This window comes from Streptomyces sp. NPDC051320 (assembly GCF_040682175.1).
Lineage (GTDB): Bacteria > Actinomycetota > Actinomycetes > Streptomycetales > Streptomycetaceae > Streptomyces.
This window is the reverse complement of the sequence record NZ_JBFBAL010000011.1, coordinates 76,886-94,980: the sequence shown is the minus strand read 5'-3', so window position 1 is coordinate 94,980 and position 18,095 is coordinate 76,886. Positions and strand designations below refer to the sequence as shown.

Annotated in this window: 15 protein-coding genes; 7 read left to right on the top strand and 8 right to left on the bottom strand. The window is 70.5% G+C overall.

Annotation, left to right across the window (positions count from 1 at the left end):
- The first annotated feature begins 25 nt into the window (after window positions 1–25).
- From AB0M87_RS23900 to AB0M87_RS23885, 4 genes are all read left to right on the top strand, one after another.
- Window positions 26–1,795, top strand: coding sequence for a phospholipid carrier-dependent glycosyltransferase (locus AB0M87_RS23900; protein ID WP_365856139.1), 1,770 nt, complete (start codon window positions 26–28; stop codon window positions 1,793–1,795).
- A 117-nt stretch (window positions 1,796–1,912) separates the two neighbouring features.
- Window positions 1,913–3,583, top strand: a complete 1,671-nt coding sequence (locus AB0M87_RS23895; RefSeq protein WP_365856137.1) for a penicillin-binding transpeptidase domain-containing protein — start codon at window positions 1,913–1,915, stop codon at window positions 3,581–3,583.
- Between the two features lie 114 nt (window positions 3,584–3,697).
- Window positions 3,698–4,186 (top strand): YbaK/EbsC family protein, encoded by a 489-nt coding sequence (locus AB0M87_RS23890; RefSeq protein WP_365856135.1) that lies wholly within the window; start codon window positions 3,698–3,700, stop codon window positions 4,184–4,186.
- Window positions 4,183–5,028 carry an EamA family transporter gene (locus AB0M87_RS23885; RefSeq protein ID WP_365856133.1) on the top strand — a complete coding sequence of 282 codons (846 nt, stop codon included), beginning with the start codon at window positions 4,183–4,185 and terminating at the stop codon, window positions 5,026–5,028. Before AB0M87_RS23890 ends, AB0M87_RS23885 begins: the two co-directional genes overlap by 4 nt.
- A 53-nt stretch (window positions 5,029–5,081) precedes the next feature.
- Here the strand turns inward: AB0M87_RS23885 and AB0M87_RS23880 are convergent, their stop codons facing one another.
- A complete protein-coding gene (locus AB0M87_RS23880) occupies window positions 5,082–5,717 on the bottom strand; it encodes a hypothetical protein (RefSeq protein WP_365856131.1) in 636 nt (211 codons plus the stop codon).
- Window positions 5,718–5,818: 101 nt separating this feature from the next.
- Between AB0M87_RS23880 and AB0M87_RS23875 the strand changes: the two genes are divergently transcribed.
- Window positions 5,819–6,022: a DUF397 domain-containing protein gene (locus AB0M87_RS23875; RefSeq protein ID WP_365856444.1), complete on the top strand. Its 204-nt coding sequence runs from the start codon at window positions 5,819–5,821 to the stop codon at window positions 6,020–6,022.
- A 27-nt stretch (window positions 6,023–6,049) separates the two neighbouring features.
- Here the strand turns inward: AB0M87_RS23875 and AB0M87_RS23870 are convergent, their stop codons facing one another.
- The 5 genes from AB0M87_RS23870 to AB0M87_RS23850 all read right to left on the bottom strand — a co-directional run bounded on the left by AB0M87_RS23870 (window position 6,050) and on the right by AB0M87_RS23850 (window position 10,742).
- Entirely contained in the window at window positions 6,050–6,841 is a 792-nt protein-coding gene (locus AB0M87_RS23870; protein WP_365856129.1) for an SDR family NAD(P)-dependent oxidoreductase, read from the bottom strand.
- A 7-nt stretch (window positions 6,842–6,848) separates the two neighbouring features.
- Window positions 6,849–8,036 (bottom strand): serine hydrolase domain-containing protein, encoded by a 1,188-nt coding sequence (locus AB0M87_RS23865; protein WP_365856127.1) that lies wholly within the window; start codon window positions 8,034–8,036, stop codon window positions 6,849–6,851.
- Between the two features lie 140 nt (window positions 8,037–8,176).
- Window positions 8,177–8,941, bottom strand: a complete 765-nt coding sequence (locus AB0M87_RS23860; protein ID WP_365856125.1) for an ABC transporter ATP-binding protein — start codon at window positions 8,939–8,941, stop codon at window positions 8,177–8,179.
- Window positions 8,929–9,693, bottom strand: a complete 765-nt coding sequence (gene cbiQ / locus AB0M87_RS23855; protein WP_365856123.1) for a cobalt ECF transporter T component CbiQ — start codon at window positions 9,691–9,693, stop codon at window positions 8,929–8,931. The genes AB0M87_RS23860 and cbiQ overlap by 13 nt, the downstream gene beginning before the upstream one ends.
- A complete protein-coding gene (locus tag AB0M87_RS23850; RefSeq protein ID WP_365856121.1) occupies window positions 9,693–10,742 on the bottom strand; it encodes an energy-coupling factor ABC transporter permease in 1,050 nt (349 codons plus the stop codon). The genes cbiQ and AB0M87_RS23850 overlap by 1 nt, the downstream gene beginning before the upstream one ends.
- A 214-nt stretch (window positions 10,743–10,956) precedes the next feature.
- Here AB0M87_RS23850 and AB0M87_RS23845 point away from each other — a divergent pair, with 214 nt between their 5' ends.
- Window positions 10,957–11,463: an SsgA family sporulation/cell division regulator gene (locus AB0M87_RS23845; RefSeq protein ID WP_365856119.1), complete on the top strand. Its 507-nt coding sequence runs from the start codon at window positions 10,957–10,959 to the stop codon at window positions 11,461–11,463.
- A 30-nt stretch (window positions 11,464–11,493) separates the two neighbouring features.
- Here AB0M87_RS23845 and AB0M87_RS23840 read toward each other — a convergent pair whose 3' ends face one another.
- The gene (locus tag AB0M87_RS23840) at window positions 11,494–13,710 is read right to left on the bottom strand and encodes an MMPL family transporter (protein WP_365856117.1); all 2,217 of its coding nucleotides are present in this window, start codon (window positions 13,708–13,710) and stop codon (window positions 11,494–11,496) included.
- A gap of 127 nt (window positions 13,711–13,837) precedes the next feature.
- On the bottom strand, window positions 13,838–14,407 hold the full coding sequence (locus AB0M87_RS23835; RefSeq protein ID WP_365856115.1) for a TetR/AcrR family transcriptional regulator: 570 nt from the start codon (window positions 14,405–14,407) through the stop codon (window positions 13,838–13,840).
- Between the two features lie 188 nt (window positions 14,408–14,595).
- Here AB0M87_RS23835 and AB0M87_RS23830 point away from each other — a divergent pair, with 188 nt between their 5' ends.
- Window positions 14,596–17,904, top strand: coding sequence for a S41 family peptidase (locus AB0M87_RS23830; RefSeq protein ID WP_365856113.1), 3,309 nt, complete (start codon window positions 14,596–14,598; stop codon window positions 17,902–17,904).
- Window positions 17,905–18,095 lie beyond the last annotated feature (191 nt).

Sequence of the window (18,095 nt, the reverse complement as noted above, 5' to 3'; positions counted from 1 at the left end):
CAGCCCGGGTCCTTACGATGGCGCGGTGACGAGTACAGCGCCCCAAGCCCTGAAGGGCCACGACGCCGGAGACCAGCCGCCGCCATGGGAACGCCGACTGCGCCGGTTCGGCCATGCGGCCCGGCGGGACGGCGGCCTGCGCGAGCGGCTGGTGCCACCGTTCACCGCGCCCGGTCCGCAGGTGTGGAGGGTGCTCGGGTTCTCCCCGGCCTTCGCCGAACGCCTGCTGCGCTGGTCGGCCTGGGGCGGCCCGCTGCTGGTCACACTGGTCGCCGGCGTGCTGCGCTTCTGGAACCTGGGCAGCCCGCACGCGGTGATATTCGATGAGACGTATTACGCCAAGGACGCCTGGGCGCTGATCCACCAGGGGTACGAGGGCCACTGGCCGGACGACATCAACAACGCGATCCTCGCCAACCCCTCGCGCGTCACCGTGCCGTCCGACCCCGGCTATGTGGTGCATCCGCCGGTCGGCAAGTGGATCATCGGCCTCGGTGAGCACTTCTTCGGGTTCACGCCCTTCGGATGGCGCTTCATGACGGCCCTCCTCGGCACCCTCTCGGTGCTGATGATCTGCCGGATCGGCCGACGGCTGCTGCGCTCGACCTTCCTGGGCTGCCTGGCGGGTGTACTGCTCACCGTCGACGGGCTGCACTTCGTGATGAGCCGCACCTCGCTGCTCGACCTCATCGTGATGTTCTTCGTGGTCGCGGCCTTCGGCTGCCTGCTGATCGACCGGGACAGAACCCGGGCCCGGCTCGCCGGCGCCCTGCCGGTGGGTGAGGAGGGCGGGCTGCGCCCCGACGACGCCATCGCGTCGGCCCTGCGCCTGGGGTGGCGGCCCTGGCGGATCGCGGCCGGTGTGATGCTGGGCCTGTCGGCTGCGACCAAGTGGAACGGTCTCTACGTCCTGGTCTTCTTCGCCGTGATGACCGTCCTGTGGGACGTCGGCGCCCGCCGCACCGCCGGCGCCGTCCAGCCGTACCGCGCGGTGCTGCGCCGCGACGTGCTGCCCGCTTTCGGGGCGACGGTGCCGGTCGCGGTGGCCACCTACCTCGTCTCCTGGACCGGCTGGTTCGCGACCAGCGGCGGCTACTTCCGCGACTGGGCGGACCACCGCGGCGGGCTCTCCCCGGACCACGTGAAGCTCCCGCTGCTCGGCACCGTTCATCTGCCGCAGTTCGGCATGGACTGGGTCCCCGCCTCGCTGCGCAGTTTCTGGCACTACGAGGCCGAGGTCTACAGCTTCCATGTGAACCTGACCGAGGGACACCAGTACCAGTCGAACCCGTGGAGCTGGCTGGTCATCGGCCGCCCGGTCTCGTACTTCTACGAGTCCCCCAAGCCCGGCGCCGACGGCTGCCCCACCGGCACCGAGAGCTGCGCCCGCGAGGTCCTCGCCATGGGAACCCCGCTGCTCTGGTGGGCGGCGTGCTTCGCCGTGCTGTACATCCTGTGGCGCTGGATCTTCCGCCGCGACTGGCGGGCCGGGGCCATCGCGTGCGGCATCGCAGCCGGTTACCTGCCCTGGTTCATGTATCAGCAGCGGACCATCTTCTTCTTCTACGCGGTCGTCTTCGTACCCTTCCTCTGTCTCGCCGTCGCCATGATGGTCGGCGCGATCCTGGGCCCACCCGGCTCGACCGAACGTCGCCGGGCGCTGGGCGCGATCGGCGCGGGCGTGCTGGTGCTGCTGATCATCTGGAACTTCATCTATTTCTGGCCGCTGTTCACCGGGGACGCGATTCCGCTCAGTCAGTGGAACAACCGGATGTGGCTGGACACGTGGGTGTGATGCGGGACATGGTCCCGGTCATGTAACGGCTTTCCCCCTTGCCACCACTGTCCCGTACGCTGCTGCCGTAACTCTCTTGAACATGTTCAAGGAGACTCCTGGGGAGGGGACGCAGTAATGCGAGGTGGGGCGAAGATCGGTCTGGTCGGCGGCGTGTTCGCGGTCGTGGTCGGTGGGGTGGGGTACGGCGCCTACAACGTGTGGACCGGGCTCAACAGCACCAGCGGCAGCGGGGATGGCGGCAGCACGACGCAGGCCGCCCCCGCACGCACCGGGCCGCCCAGCGACGACGAGATCAGCGATACGGCGAAGGACTTCCTGGCGGCCTGGGCCGCCGGTGACGCCGACAAGGCCTCGCAGCTCACCAACAACGCGGTGGACTCGCAGCCGCTGCTTGCCGGGTACCGCACGGACGCGCACGTCAGCAAGGTGACCCTGACGCCGGGGGCCGCGAACGGGGCCACGGTGCCGTACACGGTCAAGGCCACCATCGCGTACGACGGGAAGACCAAGCCCTGGTCGTACGCGTCCTCGCTCACCGTCGTCCGGGGGCTGACGACCGGCAAGGCGCTGGTGGACTGGAAGCCGTCGGTCATCCACCCGGATCTGAAGAAGGGCGAGACGATCCGTACCGGCGAGGCGGCGAGCGCACAGATCAAGGCCGTCGACCGTAACGGCACGGAGTTGACGAAGGAGAAGTACCCCTCGCTCGGGCCGGTGCTCGACACGCTGCGGGAGCGGTACGGGAACAAGGCGGGCGGCAAGCCCGGCATCGAGACCGATATCGAAGGAGCGTCGGCGGACGCTTCGGCGGACAGCACGCCCGCGCGGACGCTGGTGGTGCTGTCCAAGGGCACGCCCGCGCTGCTGCACACCACGCTGGACGCAGGGGTGCAGGCGGCGGCCGAGACGGCGGTGAAGCAGTTCAGCGAGTCGTCGGTGGCGGCGGTCTCGGCCAGTACGGGTGAGATCCGGGCGATCGCCAACCACCGCGCGGACGGCTTCAATGCGGCGGCGCAGGGCACGCTCGCTCCCGGCTCGACGATGAAGATCATGACGGCCGCGATGCTCATCAACAACGGGCTGGCCAGCGAGAACAGCCCCATCCTGTGCCCGGTATCGGTCATGTGGCACAGCCAGACATTCCACAACCTGAACAACTTCTCGATACCCAGCGGCACGCTCGCGACAAGCTTCGCCCGCTCCTGCAACACCGCCTTCATCAAGCCGCTCGGCAGATTCACGGACCGCGATATCAATCCCGACACCGCTCTGCCCTCGACCGCCCAGAAGTACTTCGGCATCGGCAAGACCTGGAACGTCGGCATCCCGTCCTTCGACGGCAAGGTCCCGCAGACCACAGGCCCCAACACCGCAGCGGCGATGATCGGTCAGGGTTTGGTGCAGATGAACCCGCTCAATATGGCGTCGGTCACCGCCACCGCCCGCAACGGCACCTTCCACCAGCCGATCATCGTGCCGAAGTCGCTGCTGGACGGCGACCGCGCCACCGCGCAGTCGCTGCCGTACAACACCGCCCAGCAGCTCCGCGACATGATGCACACCACCGCGACCGCCTCCTACGGCACGGGCACCGTGGCGATGTCGAGCGTCGGCGGATACAAGGGCGCCAAGACCGGTTCCGCCGAGGTGGACCAGCAGGGCAAGTCCAACAGCTGGTTCACCGGCTTCAGCGACGATCTGGCCGCCGCGGCGGTCGTGCAGTCCGGCGGGCACGGCGGCGACGCCGCGGGCCCGGTGGTGGCCGCGGTGCTCCGCGCGGGCTGACCGCTGCCGTCTCAGCCCTGCCGTCCGAGTGCTGCCGTCTGAATCCTGCCGTCTGAATCCTGCTGTATGGATCCTGCTGGCATGGCCCGCACGCCGGACGTTAGCGTGCGGGCCATGAGTTCTTCCGTACCTGCTGTCCACCCCCGGTTCTCCGAGGCCCTGCGTGAGCTCGGCCTGGAGGTCGAGGTACGCACCTTCCCCGAGGCGACTGGCACCGCCGTCGAAGCCGCCGCCGCCATCGGCTGTGAGCTGAGCGCCATCGTCAAGTCGCTGATCTTCGAGGCCGACGGTGCGCCCGTGCTGGTCCTGATGGATGGTTCCTCACGGGTCGACGTCGACCTCGTACGGACCGTGCTCGGCGCGGAGAAGGTCAAGCGCGCCGACGCCGCTCTGGTTCGTGAGACCACCGGGTACGCCATCGGCGGTGTCCCGCCCTTCGGTCACCGCACCCGCACCCGGGTCGTCGCCGACCGGGGACTGCTGGACCACCCGGTGGTGTGGGCGGCCGCCGGCAACCCGCACACCGTCTTCGCCCTCGAACCCAAGTCGGTGGTCGAGTACGCGGGCGCCACCCTGGCCGATGTACGGGAGCACGCCGCGTGACGCTGACGGTCATCGTCGCGGTCGTCATCGCCGCGATAACGCACGCCAGTTGGAACGCGATAGCCCACCACATCAAGGACCAGCTGCTCTCCTTCACGCTGATATCCGGCGGCGGGCTGCTGATCGGCGCGCTGGCCGCGCCCTTCGTGCCTTTCCCGGCGCCCGCCGCCTGGCCGTTCCTGATCGGTTCGGCCGCGCTCCATGTCACCTACATGCTGCTGCTGATGCGGTCGTTCTCCCTCGGCGACTTCGGCCAGATGTACCCGATCGCGCGCGGCACCGCGCCGCTGGTGGTGACCGTGCTGGCCGCGCTCTTCGTTCACGAGACCCCGGACGGCTGGGTGCTGGCGGGGGTCGCCGTCTCCTGCACCGGCCTGGTCGGTGTCGCCCTGTGGGGGCTCAAGGGCTCCCGCCCGCACTGGCCGGCCATCGTTGCCGCCCTGGCGACCGGCCTGGCCATCGCCTCGTACACCACGGTCGACGGGGTCGGCGTACGCGACTCCGGTTCCTCGCTGGGCTACATCGCCTGGCTGATGATCCTGGAGGGCATCTCCATCCCCGTTTACGCCGCCTACCGCCGGCGTGCCCGGCTCCTCACCCAGCTCCGGCCGTACGCGGCGCGGGGACTGGCCGGTGCGGCGATGTCCGTCGTCGCCTACGGCCTGGTCCTCTGGGCCCAGACCCGCGCCCCGCTCGCTCCGATCGCGGCGCTGCGCGAGTCCTCGATCATCGTGGGCGCGGCGATCGGCGCGATCGCCTTCAAGGAACGCTTCGGCCGACCGAGGATCGCGGCGGCCGGACTGATGGTCGTGGGCATCGGCCTGATGCTGCATGCCGGGTAGCGGTGCTCCGGCCGGGTTGAGTCATCGCCGGGTGCAGACATCGCCGGGCTCGGTCATCGCTCCAGCGTCTCCGGGCTGTCCGGCGCTGTCCGGGAGGGAGCTGCCAGCAGGTCGGCCAGCAGGAGGCTCAGGCCCAGGTCGAGTGTCCGCTCGCGGTCCGGATCGCCGACAGCTTGAGGGCACAGAGCGGTGGGCCGGGCGATCCAGAGAATCTTCCAGGCCAGGGCGTCGACCGCGGCCAGTTCGTGCTCCCTGTCTGTGAGCCGTAGTGGATAGAGGAGTTGCTTGACCCGGTGACGTACGGCGTCCGAGAGGAGACCGTCCATCGCGGTGAGCGCGTGGGCCATCGCCGCCGGGGCGGTCCGGGCGATGGCCGCCGTTGTCGGGTGGTGTCGGATACTCCGCGCGACGTACACGAGATGAGCGAGCGTTCCGGAGACGGTTCCGTCGACAGGACAGGCGTCCTCGGCCGCGTTGAAGGTGCTCATCACCTCTGCCGTGACGGCCCGTTCCTGCAGCGCTCCCAGAGATTTCCACGCGCTGTACAGGAAGTTCCGCGAGGTCCCGCTGCGGCGGGCGACCGCGCTGAGAGTCACCGCCGCCCCCTCCGAGCGCATCAGTTCCTGCACCGCGGTGAGCACATTGCGTTCGCTGTGGGGACTGACCATGTCCCCGAATTGCTGCCCCATGGCATACCCCTCCGAAAAACGTGAGCAACTGGCCGCGAAATGTCATCGGGCTGCTCGTATGAGCAGCCCGTGAACAACATCGAGTTAGCAATGAGCACGTCATTCGAGACGCCAGCTCGGTACAGGTATGGCGCAAGTCCAGCTACAGCGGTGGCGGCAACGGCGACTGCCTCGAAGTCGCGGACGGATACGCCGACGTCCCCGTCCGCGACTCCAAGAACCCGCACGGCCCGGCGCTGATCTTCCCGGCAGACGGGTGGTCATCGTTCATCGCAGCCGTGCAGGACGGCCGACTCAGCTCATAGCCACGGCGGAAACGCCGCCGCGAGCCGTCAGTTGTCGTCCCGTCCCAGGGGCAGCGCCTGGCCGAAGGAGGTGTTGACGGCCAGCAGGCCGCCGTCGACCCGCAGGGTCGTCCCGGTGATCCAGGCCGCGTCGGGCGAGGCGAGGAAGGTGATGGCCGCCGCGATGTCCTCCGGCTCGCCGACCCGGCCGAGCGGGTAGACGGCCGCGAGTCGCTCAAGGGCGCGTTCCCGGCCGGTCCAGGCGTCGGAGCGGATCGTGCCGGGTTCGACCAGGTTGACGCGTACGCCCCGGGGCGCGGCGTCGCCGGCCAGGGTACGGGTCAGGCTGGCCAGGCCTGCCTTGGCCGCACTGTAGGCGTGATTGCCGAAGTCCTGCGCGCCGTTGACCGAGCCGACGTTGACGATGGCGCCCCGGCCGCCGGCCGCCGCGAGGTGCGGCAGAGCGGCGCGACAGGTGTGGAAGGCGCCGGTCAGGGTGGCGTCCAGGTCGCGGTGCCAGGACGCGTCGTCCTGGTCCTCGAAGAGCGGGGCGTCGAGCGAGCAGGCGTAGGCGTTGTTGACCAGGACGTCGAGGGAGCCGAACTGCTCGACCGCGTAGGCGACGGCCGCGCCGACCGCTTCCCGGTCGGTGACGTCGCAGGGGAACGCGGCCGCGCCGGGGATGCTGCCGGCCGTCTTCGCGGCGCGCGGCCCGTCCAGGTCGGTGACCAGGACACGGGCGCCCTCGGCGGCGAATCTTCGGGCGGTGGCTTCGCCGATGCCCCGGCCCGCGCCGGTGATCAGTACGCCGTATCCCTCGAACCGCTGCGTTCGCTCCATACGGCGATCATGCCGCCGCGCGCACCGCTCTGACCAGTGCCTGGGCGCGGGGGTCTGCGGTGACGCCCTTCTGCAGGCCGTTCGTGACGTAGCCGAAGGCGATGCCCGACTCCGGGTCCGCGAATCCGAGGGAGCCGCCGCGGCCGGGGTGGCCGAACGAGCCGGGGCCGAGGAGCGGGGCGGCGGGGCCGTGCAGCATGAAGCCGAGGCCGAAGCGGGTGTGGACGACGAGGACCCGGTCGGGGCCCGATGATTCCTCGGTGCGCGCGAGTGCGAGGGTCGCCGGGGCGAAGAGCCGGTTGCCGTTGTCCACCGTGCCGATCATCGCCGCGTACACCCGGGCGAGCGCGCGGGCGGTGGAAATGCCTGCCGATGCGGGGAGTTCGGCGGCGCGGTAGGCGGGGTCGTTCTCGTCCGGGGCGGGGTCGATGGCGCCGAAGGCGCGGCTGGTCAGCGAGTGCGGGTCCTGGTAGGCCTCGGCCACCGACCGCTTGGGCCGGATCTTCAGCCCGCCGCCGACCGGGGCCGATTCGACGGGGCCGATGCGGCCGACCCGGTGTGCCTCCTCGGGCGGCAGCCCCACCCAGAAGTCCAGGTCGAGCGGGCGGGCTATCTCCTCGGCGATCCACCGGCCGATCCGCCGTCCGGTCACCCGCCTGACCAGCTCGCTCAGCAGCCAGCTGTAGGTCTGCGCGTGGTAGCCGTGCTCGGTCCCCGGCTCCCACACGGCCCGCTGCGCGGCGATCGCCCGGGGGCCCGACTCGCCGTCCATCGCCTCGGCGGGGGTCAGCGGCCGGTCGAGGAGCGGTACGCCGGCCCGGTGGGCGAGCAGGTACCGTACCAGGGCGCAGTCCTTGCCGGCCGCCTTGAACTCCGGCCAGTAGGTGGCGACGGGCGCGTCGAGGTCGAGCTGTCCGCGCTGGTGCAACAGGAGGGGTACGGCGGCGGCGACACCCTTGGTCGCGGACCGGACGATCTGCGCGGTGTCCACCGCCCAGGGCTCCGGGCCGTCCACGTCCCTGGTGCCGGCCCACAGGTCGACGACCTTGTGCCCGTCGCGGTAGACGGCGACGGCGGCGCCGCGCTCACCGCGCCGGTCGAAGTTGCCGAGAAAGGCGTCCCGGACCGCCTCGAATCCGTCCGCCACTGTGCCCTGGACCGTGCCCTGGACGTCCACCACGTCGTGCTCCCGCATCTACCCGCACGCCCCGTCGACGTACACCTCCCATGGTGCGGGGCGCCTCCGGCGGGGTTCGCCGGGGGGTGCGGTGTTCCCGGGCGCCGCGTGGGGTTGCGGTTACCGATGCCCCCGCACGCCGGACGGGCCTGATCCGGTCAGACCGCCGCGCGGGGGTTGAAGCCGAAGGGGAGCTCGAGGCGATGCGATCGCATCAGGTCGTCGTCGGAGAGGACGTCCACGGTCTCGCCGTCCCCCACGATCACCCCGTCGCTGAGGATGACCGAGCGGGGGCACAGTTCCAGGGCGTACGGAAGGTCGTGCGTCACCATCAGGACGGTGACGTCCAACGACCGCAGGATGTCGGCGAGTTCCCGCCGTGACGCCGGGTCCAGGTTGGAGGAGGGCTCGTCGAGGACCAGGATCTCCGGCTCCATCGCGAGCACCGTGGCGACCGCGACCCGGCGCCGCTGCCCGTAGGAGAGGTGGTGCGGCGGACGGTCGGCGAAATCCTCCATGCCGACCTGGGTGAGGGCGGCGACGACCCGCGCCTCCAGTTCCGCGCCGCGCAGTCCGGACGTGGCGGGCCCGAAGGCCACGTCCTCGCGGACCGTCGGCATGAAGAGCTGGTCGTCCGGGTCCTGGAAGACGATGCCGACCCGGCGCCGGATCTCCGAGAGGTTCGCCTTGGCGACCGGCAGACCGGCCACCGACACGGAGCCCGCGCCGCCGGTGAGGATGCCGTTGAGGTGCAGGACCAGGGTGGTCTTGCCGGCGCCGTTCGGGCCGAGGAGCGCGACGCGTTCGCCGCGGCGGACGGTCAGGTCGACGCCGAACAGGGCCTGGTGTCCGTCGGGGTAGGCGTACGCGAGGCCGGACACTTCGAGGGAGGCGGCGGCAGGAGCGGTGGTCATAGGGTCCATCCCAGCAGACAGATGCAGAGCGCGGCGAGGGGGAGTGCGGCGGCGTTCCGCCACTGCGCCCGGGACGCCGTCACTTCGTCGATGACCGGCATGGTGCCGGTGTAGCCGCGGCTGACCATCGCCAGATGGACCCGTTCGCCGCGTTCGTAGGAGCGGATGAACAGTGCCCCGGCGGATTTGCCGAGTACGCCCCACTGCCGGACGCCGCGCGCCTCGAAGCCGCGGGAGCGGCGGGCGATGGACATGCGCCGCATCTCGTCGGTGATGACATCGCCGTAGCGGATCATGAAGGAGGCGATCTGGACGAGCAGCGGGGGCAGTCTCAGCCGCTGGAGGCCGAGCAGCAGCGCGCGCAGCTCGGTCGTCGAGGCCAGGATGACCGAGGCCGCTACCCCGAGCGTGCCCTTGGCGAGGACGTTCCAGGCGTCCCACAGCCCGTTCTGGCTGAGCGAGAGGCCCAGGACGTGGACCACCCGCTCGCCCGGCACCACGAACGGCATCAGGACGGCGAAGGCCACGAACGGGATCTCGATCAGCAGGCGCTTCAGCAGGAAGGCGGCGGGGATCCGGGCGGCCGCGGCCACTGCCGCGAGCAACACGGCATAGAGCGCGAACGCCCACATCGCCGCGCGCGGGGTGGACACCACCACGATCACGAAGGCGAGAGCGGCCGCGAGTTTGCAGTGCGGGGGCAGGGCGTGGACCGGTGAGTGGCCGTGCCGGTACAGCTTGTGTGCGTGGCCGGCGCCCATCAGACGGCTTCCGCGCGGGCGGAGGTGGTGGTGGTGTTCGTACGGCGGCGGCGGACGACCCAGAAGATTCCGCTGCCCACCACGACCGTGGTGCCGACGCCGATCACCCCGGCAAGGCCGCCGGAGATCCGGGCGTCGGAGATGTCCTTGACGCCGTATCCGGCGAGCGGGGAGCCGTCGCTGTGGTGCGGCCTCTCCTTGGCGTCGATGCCCTGGTCGTGAGCGACTTTCATCAGACCGTCGGGGCTGGCGGAGGCGTAGAAGGAGACCACACCGGCCAGCAGCAGCGCGGTGATCAGGCCGAAGCCCCAGACCTTGCGGGTCGAGCGGGCCGCCGCGGGGGCGGCGACCGGCGTGGGCGCGTCGACGAGTTCGCCGCCGATCCGGAGTTTGAGCGGAGTGGTCAGGCCGCGGGCGCCGTACACCAGGTCGGGCCGTACGGCGATGACGGCTCCCACCGTGAGGCAGGTGATCACGGCCTCGCCGATGCCGATCAGCACATGGACACCGACCATCGCGGTGAGCACCTTGCCGATCGGCACGTTCGTGGTCCCGCCGAGCGCGTACATCGCGGTGAAGGCGAGCGCCGCGCAGGGCACCGAGAGCAGCGCGGCGACGAACGAGGCGATGGTGACCGAGCGGCGGCGGCGCGGCAGCACCTTCACCAGTCCCCGGAAGACGGCGTACGCGACGACGACCGTCACCAGCGCCATGTCGGTGATGTTCACGCCGAGCGCGGTGAGGCCGCCGTCGGCGAAGAGGATGCCCTGCATCAGGAGGACCACGGAGACACAGAGCACCCCGGTACACGGGCCGACCAGGATCGCGGCCAGCGCCCCGCCCAGGAGATGGCCGCTGGTGCCGGCGGCGACGGGGAAGTTCAGCATCTGCACGGAGAAGATGAACGCGGCGACGAGCCCGGCGAGCGGCGCGGTGCGCTCATCCAGTTCCCGTCGTGCGCCCCGCAGGCTGACGGCGATCGCGCCGGCGGCGAGCACCCCGGTCGCCGCCGAGACGGGGGCGTTGATGAAGCCGTCGGGGACATGCATGGGCGACTCTCTCCTGGCTGTGGGCGCTCCGGCGGTGATGAACCGTTCAATGATAGGGCCTTGTTGCGAATGACTTGCAAGAGCGCCTGGGGGTCAAGTGAGCGAACCTACGGCAGAACAAAACAGACGAAAGGTGCGATATTGGGTGTAAAGCGCCTGCGAGGAGGAACAGGTCAGGGGAGCAGGCAGGCGAGTGCAAGGCGAGGAGACAACGATGGAGATGTCCCGCCCCGTCGAGATATCCGTACGAGGACATGTGGTCACGGACTCACCGGGCAACTGGTTCGTGGTGCGGGTGGCTCTCCGGTACGACCCCGAAGCCGACCCCCGGGCCGTGCACCTCGTCTTTCCCGGCGGCACCGAATGGGTCTTCTCCAGGGACCTCCTCGAAGCCGGTCTGCTGACCCCGCAGCGCAGCGGTGATGTGGGAGTCTGGCCGTGCGGGCGGGCGCAGGCGGTGCTGGAGTTCCACTCCGCGCACGGGGTGGCCGTGGTGCAGTTCGACAAGGCGCCGCTGCTGCGCTTCCTGGGCCGGACCCACGAGGCCCGCGCGCAGGAAACCCGCGCGCTGGAAGCCCGCGCGCTGGAAGCCCGGGCGAAGGAAGCCCGCGCGCAGGAAGTCCGGGCGAAGGAAGCCCGTACGGACGAGGGCCATCCACTCAAGGCGCGCACGCGCGAAGAGGCCCCCCACGCCGTCGGGCATGGCGGACCTCCGCGCTGAGCGAGCGGGCCGGGCGGGCGCCGCGAGGGATCAGGCGTCGACCAGTTCCCGCCGCTCCTGCTGCTCGATGTGCTTGTTCAGGCCTTCGCCCTCGACGTCCACGTTCGGCAGGATCCGGTCCAGCCAGCGCGGCAGCCACCACGCCCGCTTGCCGAGCAGCGCCAGGACGGCGGGCACGATGGCCATCCGGACCACGAAGGCGTCGAAGAAGACCGCGACGGCGAGGCCGAAGCCGATCATCTTGATCATCGAGTCGCTGGCCCCGATGAAGCCGGAGAAGACCGCGATCATGATGACGGCGGCGGCGCAGACCACCCTGGCGCCGTGCTTGAAGCCGGTGACGACGGCCTGCCCCGGCCGCTCCCCGTGCACGTAGGCCTCCCGCATCCGGGTGACCAGGAAGACCTCGTAGTCCATCGCCAGGCCGAACACCACGCCCACCATGAAGATCGGCATCATGGACATGATCGGGCCGGTCTGCTGGACCCCGAAGAGCGAACCGAGCCAGCCCCACTGGAAGACCGCGACGACCGCGCCCAGCGCGGCGACGACCGAGAGCAGGAAGCCGAGCGCCGCCTTCAGCGGGACCAGCACCGAGCGGAAGACCACCATCAGCAGCAGGAACGCCAGACCGACGACCAGCGCCAGATACGGCAGCAGCGCGTCGTTCATCTTCTGCGAGAAGTCGATGTTCATCGCGGTGGCCCCGGTGACCAGGACGGTGGCCCCGGTCTCGGCCTTGATCTCCGCGCCGGTGTCCCGGATGGAGTGGACCAGGTCCTCGGTCTTCACCGAGGAGGGCCGGTCCTTGGGGATGACGCTGATCATCGCGGTGTCGTGCTGCTTGTTGTACTGGGCGGGGCTGACCGAGACCACACCGTCGAGCGCGGCGATCTTCTTGCGCACCTCGTCGACAGCTGCCTTGCCGTCATCGACACCCTTGACATCGGTGACCGCCGTCAGCGGACCGTTGAAGCCCGGTCCGAAGCCGTCCGACAGCAGGTCGTAGGCCTTGCGCTGGGTCGTGCTGGTGGGCTGCGAACCGTCGTCCGGCAGGCCCATCTCCAGTGAGGCGGCCGGTATGGCGATGGCCCCGAGGCCGATCACCCCGACCAGCAGCACCATCACCGGGCGGCGCAGCACGAAGCTCGCCCAGCGGGTCCCCCCGTTGGGCTTCACCGGGGCGCCCGCCACCTGCCCGTCACCACCTGAAGGCGCCTCCTGCTTCCGGGCCTTGCGCCTCAGGACCCGCTTTCCCGCGAAGCCCAGCAGGGCAGGGATCAGGGTGAGTGCGATGAGGACGGCGATCACGACCGTACCGGCGGCCGCGAAGCCCATCTTCGACAGCATCGGGATGTTGACCACGGCCAGCCCGACCAGGGCGATCACCACGGTCAGCCCGGCGAAGACCACCGCCGAACCGGCCGTACCGACGGCGCGTCCGGCCGCTTCCTCGGGTTCCCGGCCCTCGGTGATCTCCGCCCGGAAGCGGGAGACGATGAAGAGCGCGTAATCGATGCCGACCGCCAGGCCGATCATCATGGCCAGCGTCGAGGTGGTGGAGCCGAGGTCCAGCACATTGGCCAGCGCGGTGATCGTCGAGACACCGATGCCTACGCCGATGAGCGCGGTCAGCAGCGGCAGCCCTGCGGCGATCAGCGACCCGAAGGTCACCACCAGCACGATCGCGGCGATCACCACCCCGATGATCTCGCCGGACCCGGTCTCCGGCATGGCCTGGAGCGCGTCACCGCCGATCTCCACGGTGTATCCGTCGTGCTGCGCCCGGTCACCGGCGTCCTGGAGCGCGTCCTTGGTCTTGTCGGTGAGCTCCATGGAGCTCACCTTGTAATCGACCTTGATGTAGGCCGTGCTGCCGTCCTTGGAGACGGCGTGGGCGGCATACGGGTCGGTCACCGAGGCGATCTGCTGCGAACTCCTGCGCAGTTCCTTCGTGACGTTCGTGACCTCGGCCTTGTTGCCCGCGTCGGTCATCTTCTCGCCGGCCGGCGACTTGAAAACCACCCGGGCGGTCGCCCCGTCGGCGCTGGCCCCGGGGAACCGCTGGCTCAGCAGATCGAAGGCCTTCTGGGCCTCCGTGCCCGGTATGGAGAAGGAACTGGAGGTGGCGGTGGCTGCGGACGAGGCGCCGAACCCGGCGAGCGCCAGCAGCGCCACCCACACCAGGACGACGTAACGGCGGCGCCGGAAGGCGAACCGTCCGAGCTTGTAGAGATAAGTGGCCACGGCGGGCGACTCCCGGTCAGGTCGGGGCGAAAAGGGCGTAAGGAACCAGCCCGACGACGAGAGCGGCGTGTCAGGTGGAGAGGTGTGCGGTTGAAGGTGTGGTGCTGACGCTCGGTGCGGACGGGGACTAGACGCCGAGTGCGGGGAGAACCACAGCGTCCAGGTACCGGGCGAGGAAGGCTCGGTCGGCCGGCCGGTCATCGATCAGCTGCCGGGCGACGAAGGCGCCGACCAGCATGTGCGGGACGAAGTTCAGCGCGGGGTTGTCGGCGTTGACCTCGCCGCGCTCGACGGCGCGCCGCAGCATCCGGTCGAGCCCCGTCATCTCGGGCTCGATCAGCAGCTCGCGCAGCGCCTGGTGGAGATCGGGGTTGTCATGGACGGCGCGCATCAGACCCCGCATCAGCGCGGAGTTCTTCTCCATCTCGCAGTCGTCCTCGCGAGACGTCATGGCATGGAAGTCACCCCGCAACGAACCGGTGTCGATCTCGTCGATACCGCCGGGCTTGTTGTGCCGCAGCGCTCTGGCGACCAGCTCGGGCTTGCTCCCCCACTGGCGGTAGAGGGTGGCCTTGCTCGACTTCGTACGGGCGGCGACGGCGTCCATGGTCAGAGCGTCATAGCCGACTTCGCGCAGCAGGTCGAGCACGGCCGCGTACAACTCGGTCTCGCGCTCGGGCGTGAGTCTGCTGGCCATTCCCGACCTCCCGTCCGAAACGGTTTCGTACACCAAACGGTACGCCCCCGAAGAGCGAAACGGCAACGTTTCGCATGTGGGGTCGGTCACCGTTGTGAGCCCGAGGTAAACAACCCTGCACTGATGTGCGGTCCGGCAGGCCCCGGCCACGAGTTGCCGGGCCCTGCCCGCACGGAAAGCATTGGAGGGTGAGCCAAGTCGACGCAGGCGATGACGCCTACCTCCGCTTCCCGCACCTCCATGGCGACCTGCTGTGTTTCGCGACGGAGGACGACCTCTGGGTCGCCCCCCTCGTCGCCGCGGACCGCCGACCCGACCGGGCCTGGCGGATCACCGTCGACCGCACCAGGGTGGGCCACCCACGGTTCTCGCCCGACGGCCGCCACCTCGCGTACACGAGCTGGCGCAGCCTCGACCCGGAGATCCATCTCGCCCCCGTGGACGGCGGGCCGTCCCGGCGGCTGACCCACTGGGGGGCGCTCGACACCCGGGTCTGCGGCTGGTCGCCGGAGGGCGACATCCTGGCGGTGGCTTCACACAGTCAGCCCTTCGCCCACTTCAGCTGGGCCTACACGGTCGCCACCGACGGCTCCCCCGGCGCCAAACTGCCCTGGGGCCCGGTCAGCGACATCGCAGTCGGCGACGTCGCGGGGCAGCGCCGCACCCTGCTGCTCACCGGGAAGCCGCCGCACGAACCCGCCGCCTGGAAGCGTTACCGCGGCGGGGCGACGGGACGGCTGTGGCTGCACGGCGAGCGGCTGCTCGCCGACATCGACGGACATCTGGAGTCCCCGATGCTGGTGAACGGCCGGGTCGCCTTCCTCTCCGATCACGAAGGCATCGGCAACCTCTACTCCTGCCTGCCGGACGGCACCGACCTGCGCCGCCACACCGACCACGACACCTCCTACGCCCGGAACGCCTCCAGCGACGGCCACCGGGTGATCTACCAGTGCGCGGGCGACCTCTGGCTCGCCGACGACCTCTCGCGCGGCGCCGAGCCGCGCAAGCTGGAGGTACGGATCGGTGGCCCGCGGGCGGGCCGGCGCAGCTACCAGGTGCCGGCCGCCCGCCACGTCGACAGCCTCTCCGTCGACGAGACCGGGCGGGCCAGCGCGGTCGTCGTACGCGGCAGTCTGTACTGGCTCACCCACCGCGACGGTCCGGCGCGCGCCATCACCACCACCCCGGGGGTACGGGTCCGCCTCCCCGAGATGCTCGGCAGCTCGGAACAGGTCGCGTACGTCACCGACGCCGGGGGCGAGGACGCGATCGAGATCGCGTACATGCCACGGGCCAGCGGCGACCGCCTGCCGCGACGACTGGCAGCAGGCGAGCTGGGACGCGTGCACGAGCTCATCTCGGACCCGGAGGGCGAGCGGCTGGCGGTCGCCTCGCACGACGGACGGCTGCTGCTCATCACCGTGCCCGACGACGAGGACACCGTCATCGACACCGACACCGTCACCGACGGCGATCGCGGTGGCGAGGTCACCGAACTCATTCGCTCGATCAACGGACCCGTCCGCGACCTGGCGTTCTCGCCGGACGGCACCTGGCTCACCTGGTCCCACCCCGGTATCGGCCGCTCGCTGCGACAGATCAAGATCGCCAAGATCGCCGGAGCCATGGCCCCCACCATCGTCGACGTCACCAACGGCCGCTTCGAGGACGAGAACCCGGTCTTCACCAGCGACGGCCGCTACCTGGCCTTCCTGTCCTGGCGGGGCTTCGACCCGGTGTACGACGTACACACCGGTGACCTCTCCTTCCCGCTCGGCTGCCGCCCGTATCTGGTGCCGCTCTCCTCCGCCACGCCCTCGCCGTTCGCGCTGTCCCCCGACGGCCGCCCCGCGGCGGGCGGCCTCGATCCGGTCGGCGACATGAGCGACAGCGGAAAGGTCCTGGTCGAGACGGAGGGGCTGGAGAGCCGGGTCACGCCGTTCCCGGTGCCGGCGTCCAAGTACTCCGCGCTCTGCCCGGTCAGCGACGGTGGCCTGGTCTGGCTGCGCTGGCCGATCTCCGGCGCGCTCGGCGAGACGTTCGCCAACCCGGCCGACATGTCGGGCCGCCCCACGCTCGAACACTTCAACATCGCCAAGGGGCGCAGGACCGAACTGGTCGGCCACCTGGACTGGTTCGCGGTCAGCGGCGACGGCAGCCGCCTGGTGGTGGTCGACGAGGGCGAACTGCGCGCCGTCCCCGCCACGGACCTGGGCGACAACGACACCACCGTCTTCCTCGACCTGCGCCGCATTCTGCACGAGGTCGACCCGCCGTCCGAATGGCGCCAGGCATACGAGGAGGCCGGCCGCATCATCCACTCCTACTTCTGGGAACCGGAGATGTGCGGCATCGACTGGCCGGAGATCCTCGCCCAGTACCGCCCGCTGGTCGAACGGGTGGCATCGCCCGACGAGTTCGCCGATCTGCTCCGCGAGGTCCTGGGCGAACTGGGAACCTCGCACGCGTACGTCAGCCCGGCCCGCCGCAACGAAGGCCCCCCGCACTACCAGCGCGCGATGGGGCTGCTCGGCGCGAACCTGGTCTGCCGGGACGGCGCATGGGTGGTCAAGCGGATCCTCCCCGGCGACTCGTCGGACTCCAAGGCCCGCTCGCCGCTGGCCGGTACGGGTATCCGCGAGGGCGCCGTGCTCACCCACGTGGACGGCCGCCCGGTGGACCCGCTCACCGGTCCGTACCCGCTGCTCTCCGCGGCCGGCGGCACCACCGTCGAACTCACCTTCCGCCCCGCCGAGGGCGGCGGCCGCCCCCGCCGGGTGGCGGTGGTCCCGCTGGTCGACGAACGGCCGCTGCGCTACCAGGACTGGGTGACCAAACGCCGCGCCGTCGTCTGGGAGCTGAGCGGCGGCAGGTGCGGCTATCTGCATATCCCCGACATGGGCGGTTCGGGCTGGGCCCAGTTCAACCGGGACCTGCGCCTGGAGGTGTCCCGGCCCGCGTTGATCGTGGACGTACGGGGCAACGCCGGCGGAAACATCAGCGAGCTGGTGGTCGAGACCCTCACCCGCAGGATCCTGGGCTGGGACCTCACCCGCAATGCCCAGCCCGTCTCGTACGCCTCCAACGCCCCCCGGGGCCCGGTCGTCGCACTGGCCGACGAGGCGACCTCCTCCGACGGCGACATGATCACGGCCGCCTTCCGCCTGTTGAAGCTCGGTCCCGTCGTGGGCCAGCGCACCTGGGGCGGCGTGGTCGGCATGACCGGCCGCCACCAGCTGATCGACGGCACGGTGATCACGGTGCCGATGAACGCGGCCTGGTTCGACACGTACGGCTGGTCCGTCGAGAACCACGGCGTCGCACCGGACCTCGAGGCGCTGCGCACCCCGCTCGACTGGGCGGAGGGCCGCCACGCCCAGCTCGACGACGCGGTGTGGGTCGCCCTGGACCTGCTCGCCGCGCAGCCGGCGAAGGTCCCACCGGACTACAGCGCGGTCCCGGACCGCCGACGCCCGAAGCTGCCGCCCCGGTAGCGGCCGGCGTCAAGGACGGCCTCAACCCGTGACCTGCCGCTATCGAGCACCCCAGCCGAATTCAAGCCCGGCCGGCGCTTGAGGCCACCTTTCGGCCCGGCCGGCGCTTGAGGCCACCTTTCGGCCCGGCCGGCGCTTGAGGCCACCTTTCGGCCCGGCCGGCGCTTGAGGCCACCTTTCGGCCCGGCCGG

Bases quoted from the DNA above. Each gene is read 5' to 3' on its own strand.
- AB0M87_RS23895 (WP_365856137.1), top strand. From the start codon at position 1,913: ATGCGAGGTGGGGCGAAGATCGGTCTGGTCGGCGGCGTGTTCGCGGTC.
- AB0M87_RS23890 (WP_365856135.1), top strand. From the start codon at position 3,698: ATGAGTTCTTCCGTACCTGCTGTCCACCCCCGGTTCTCCGAGGCCCTG.
- AB0M87_RS23880 (WP_365856131.1), bottom strand. From the start codon at position 5,717: ATGGGGCAGCAATTCGGGGACATGGTCAGTCCCCACAGCGAACGCAAT.
- AB0M87_RS23870 (WP_365856129.1), bottom strand. From the start codon at position 6,841: ATGGAGCGAACGCAGCGGTTCGAGGGATACGGCGTACTGATCACCGGC.
- AB0M87_RS23865 (WP_365856127.1), bottom strand. From the start codon at position 8,036: ATGCGGGAGCACGACGTGGTGGACGTCCAGGGCACGGTCCAGGGCACA.
- AB0M87_RS23860 (WP_365856125.1), bottom strand. From the start codon at position 8,941: ATGGACCCTATGACCACCGCTCCTGCCGCCGCCTCCCTCGAAGTGTCC.
- cbiQ (WP_365856123.1), bottom strand. From the start codon at position 9,693: ATGGGCGCCGGCCACGCACACAAGCTGTACCGGCACGGCCACTCACCG.
- AB0M87_RS23850 (WP_365856121.1), bottom strand. From the start codon at position 10,742: ATGCATGTCCCCGACGGCTTCATCAACGCCCCCGTCTCGGCGGCGACC.
- AB0M87_RS23845 (WP_365856119.1), top strand. From the start codon at position 10,957: ATGGAGATGTCCCGCCCCGTCGAGATATCCGTACGAGGACATGTGGTC.
- AB0M87_RS23835 (WP_365856115.1), bottom strand. From the start codon at position 14,407: ATGGCCAGCAGACTCACGCCCGAGCGCGAGACCGAGTTGTACGCGGCC.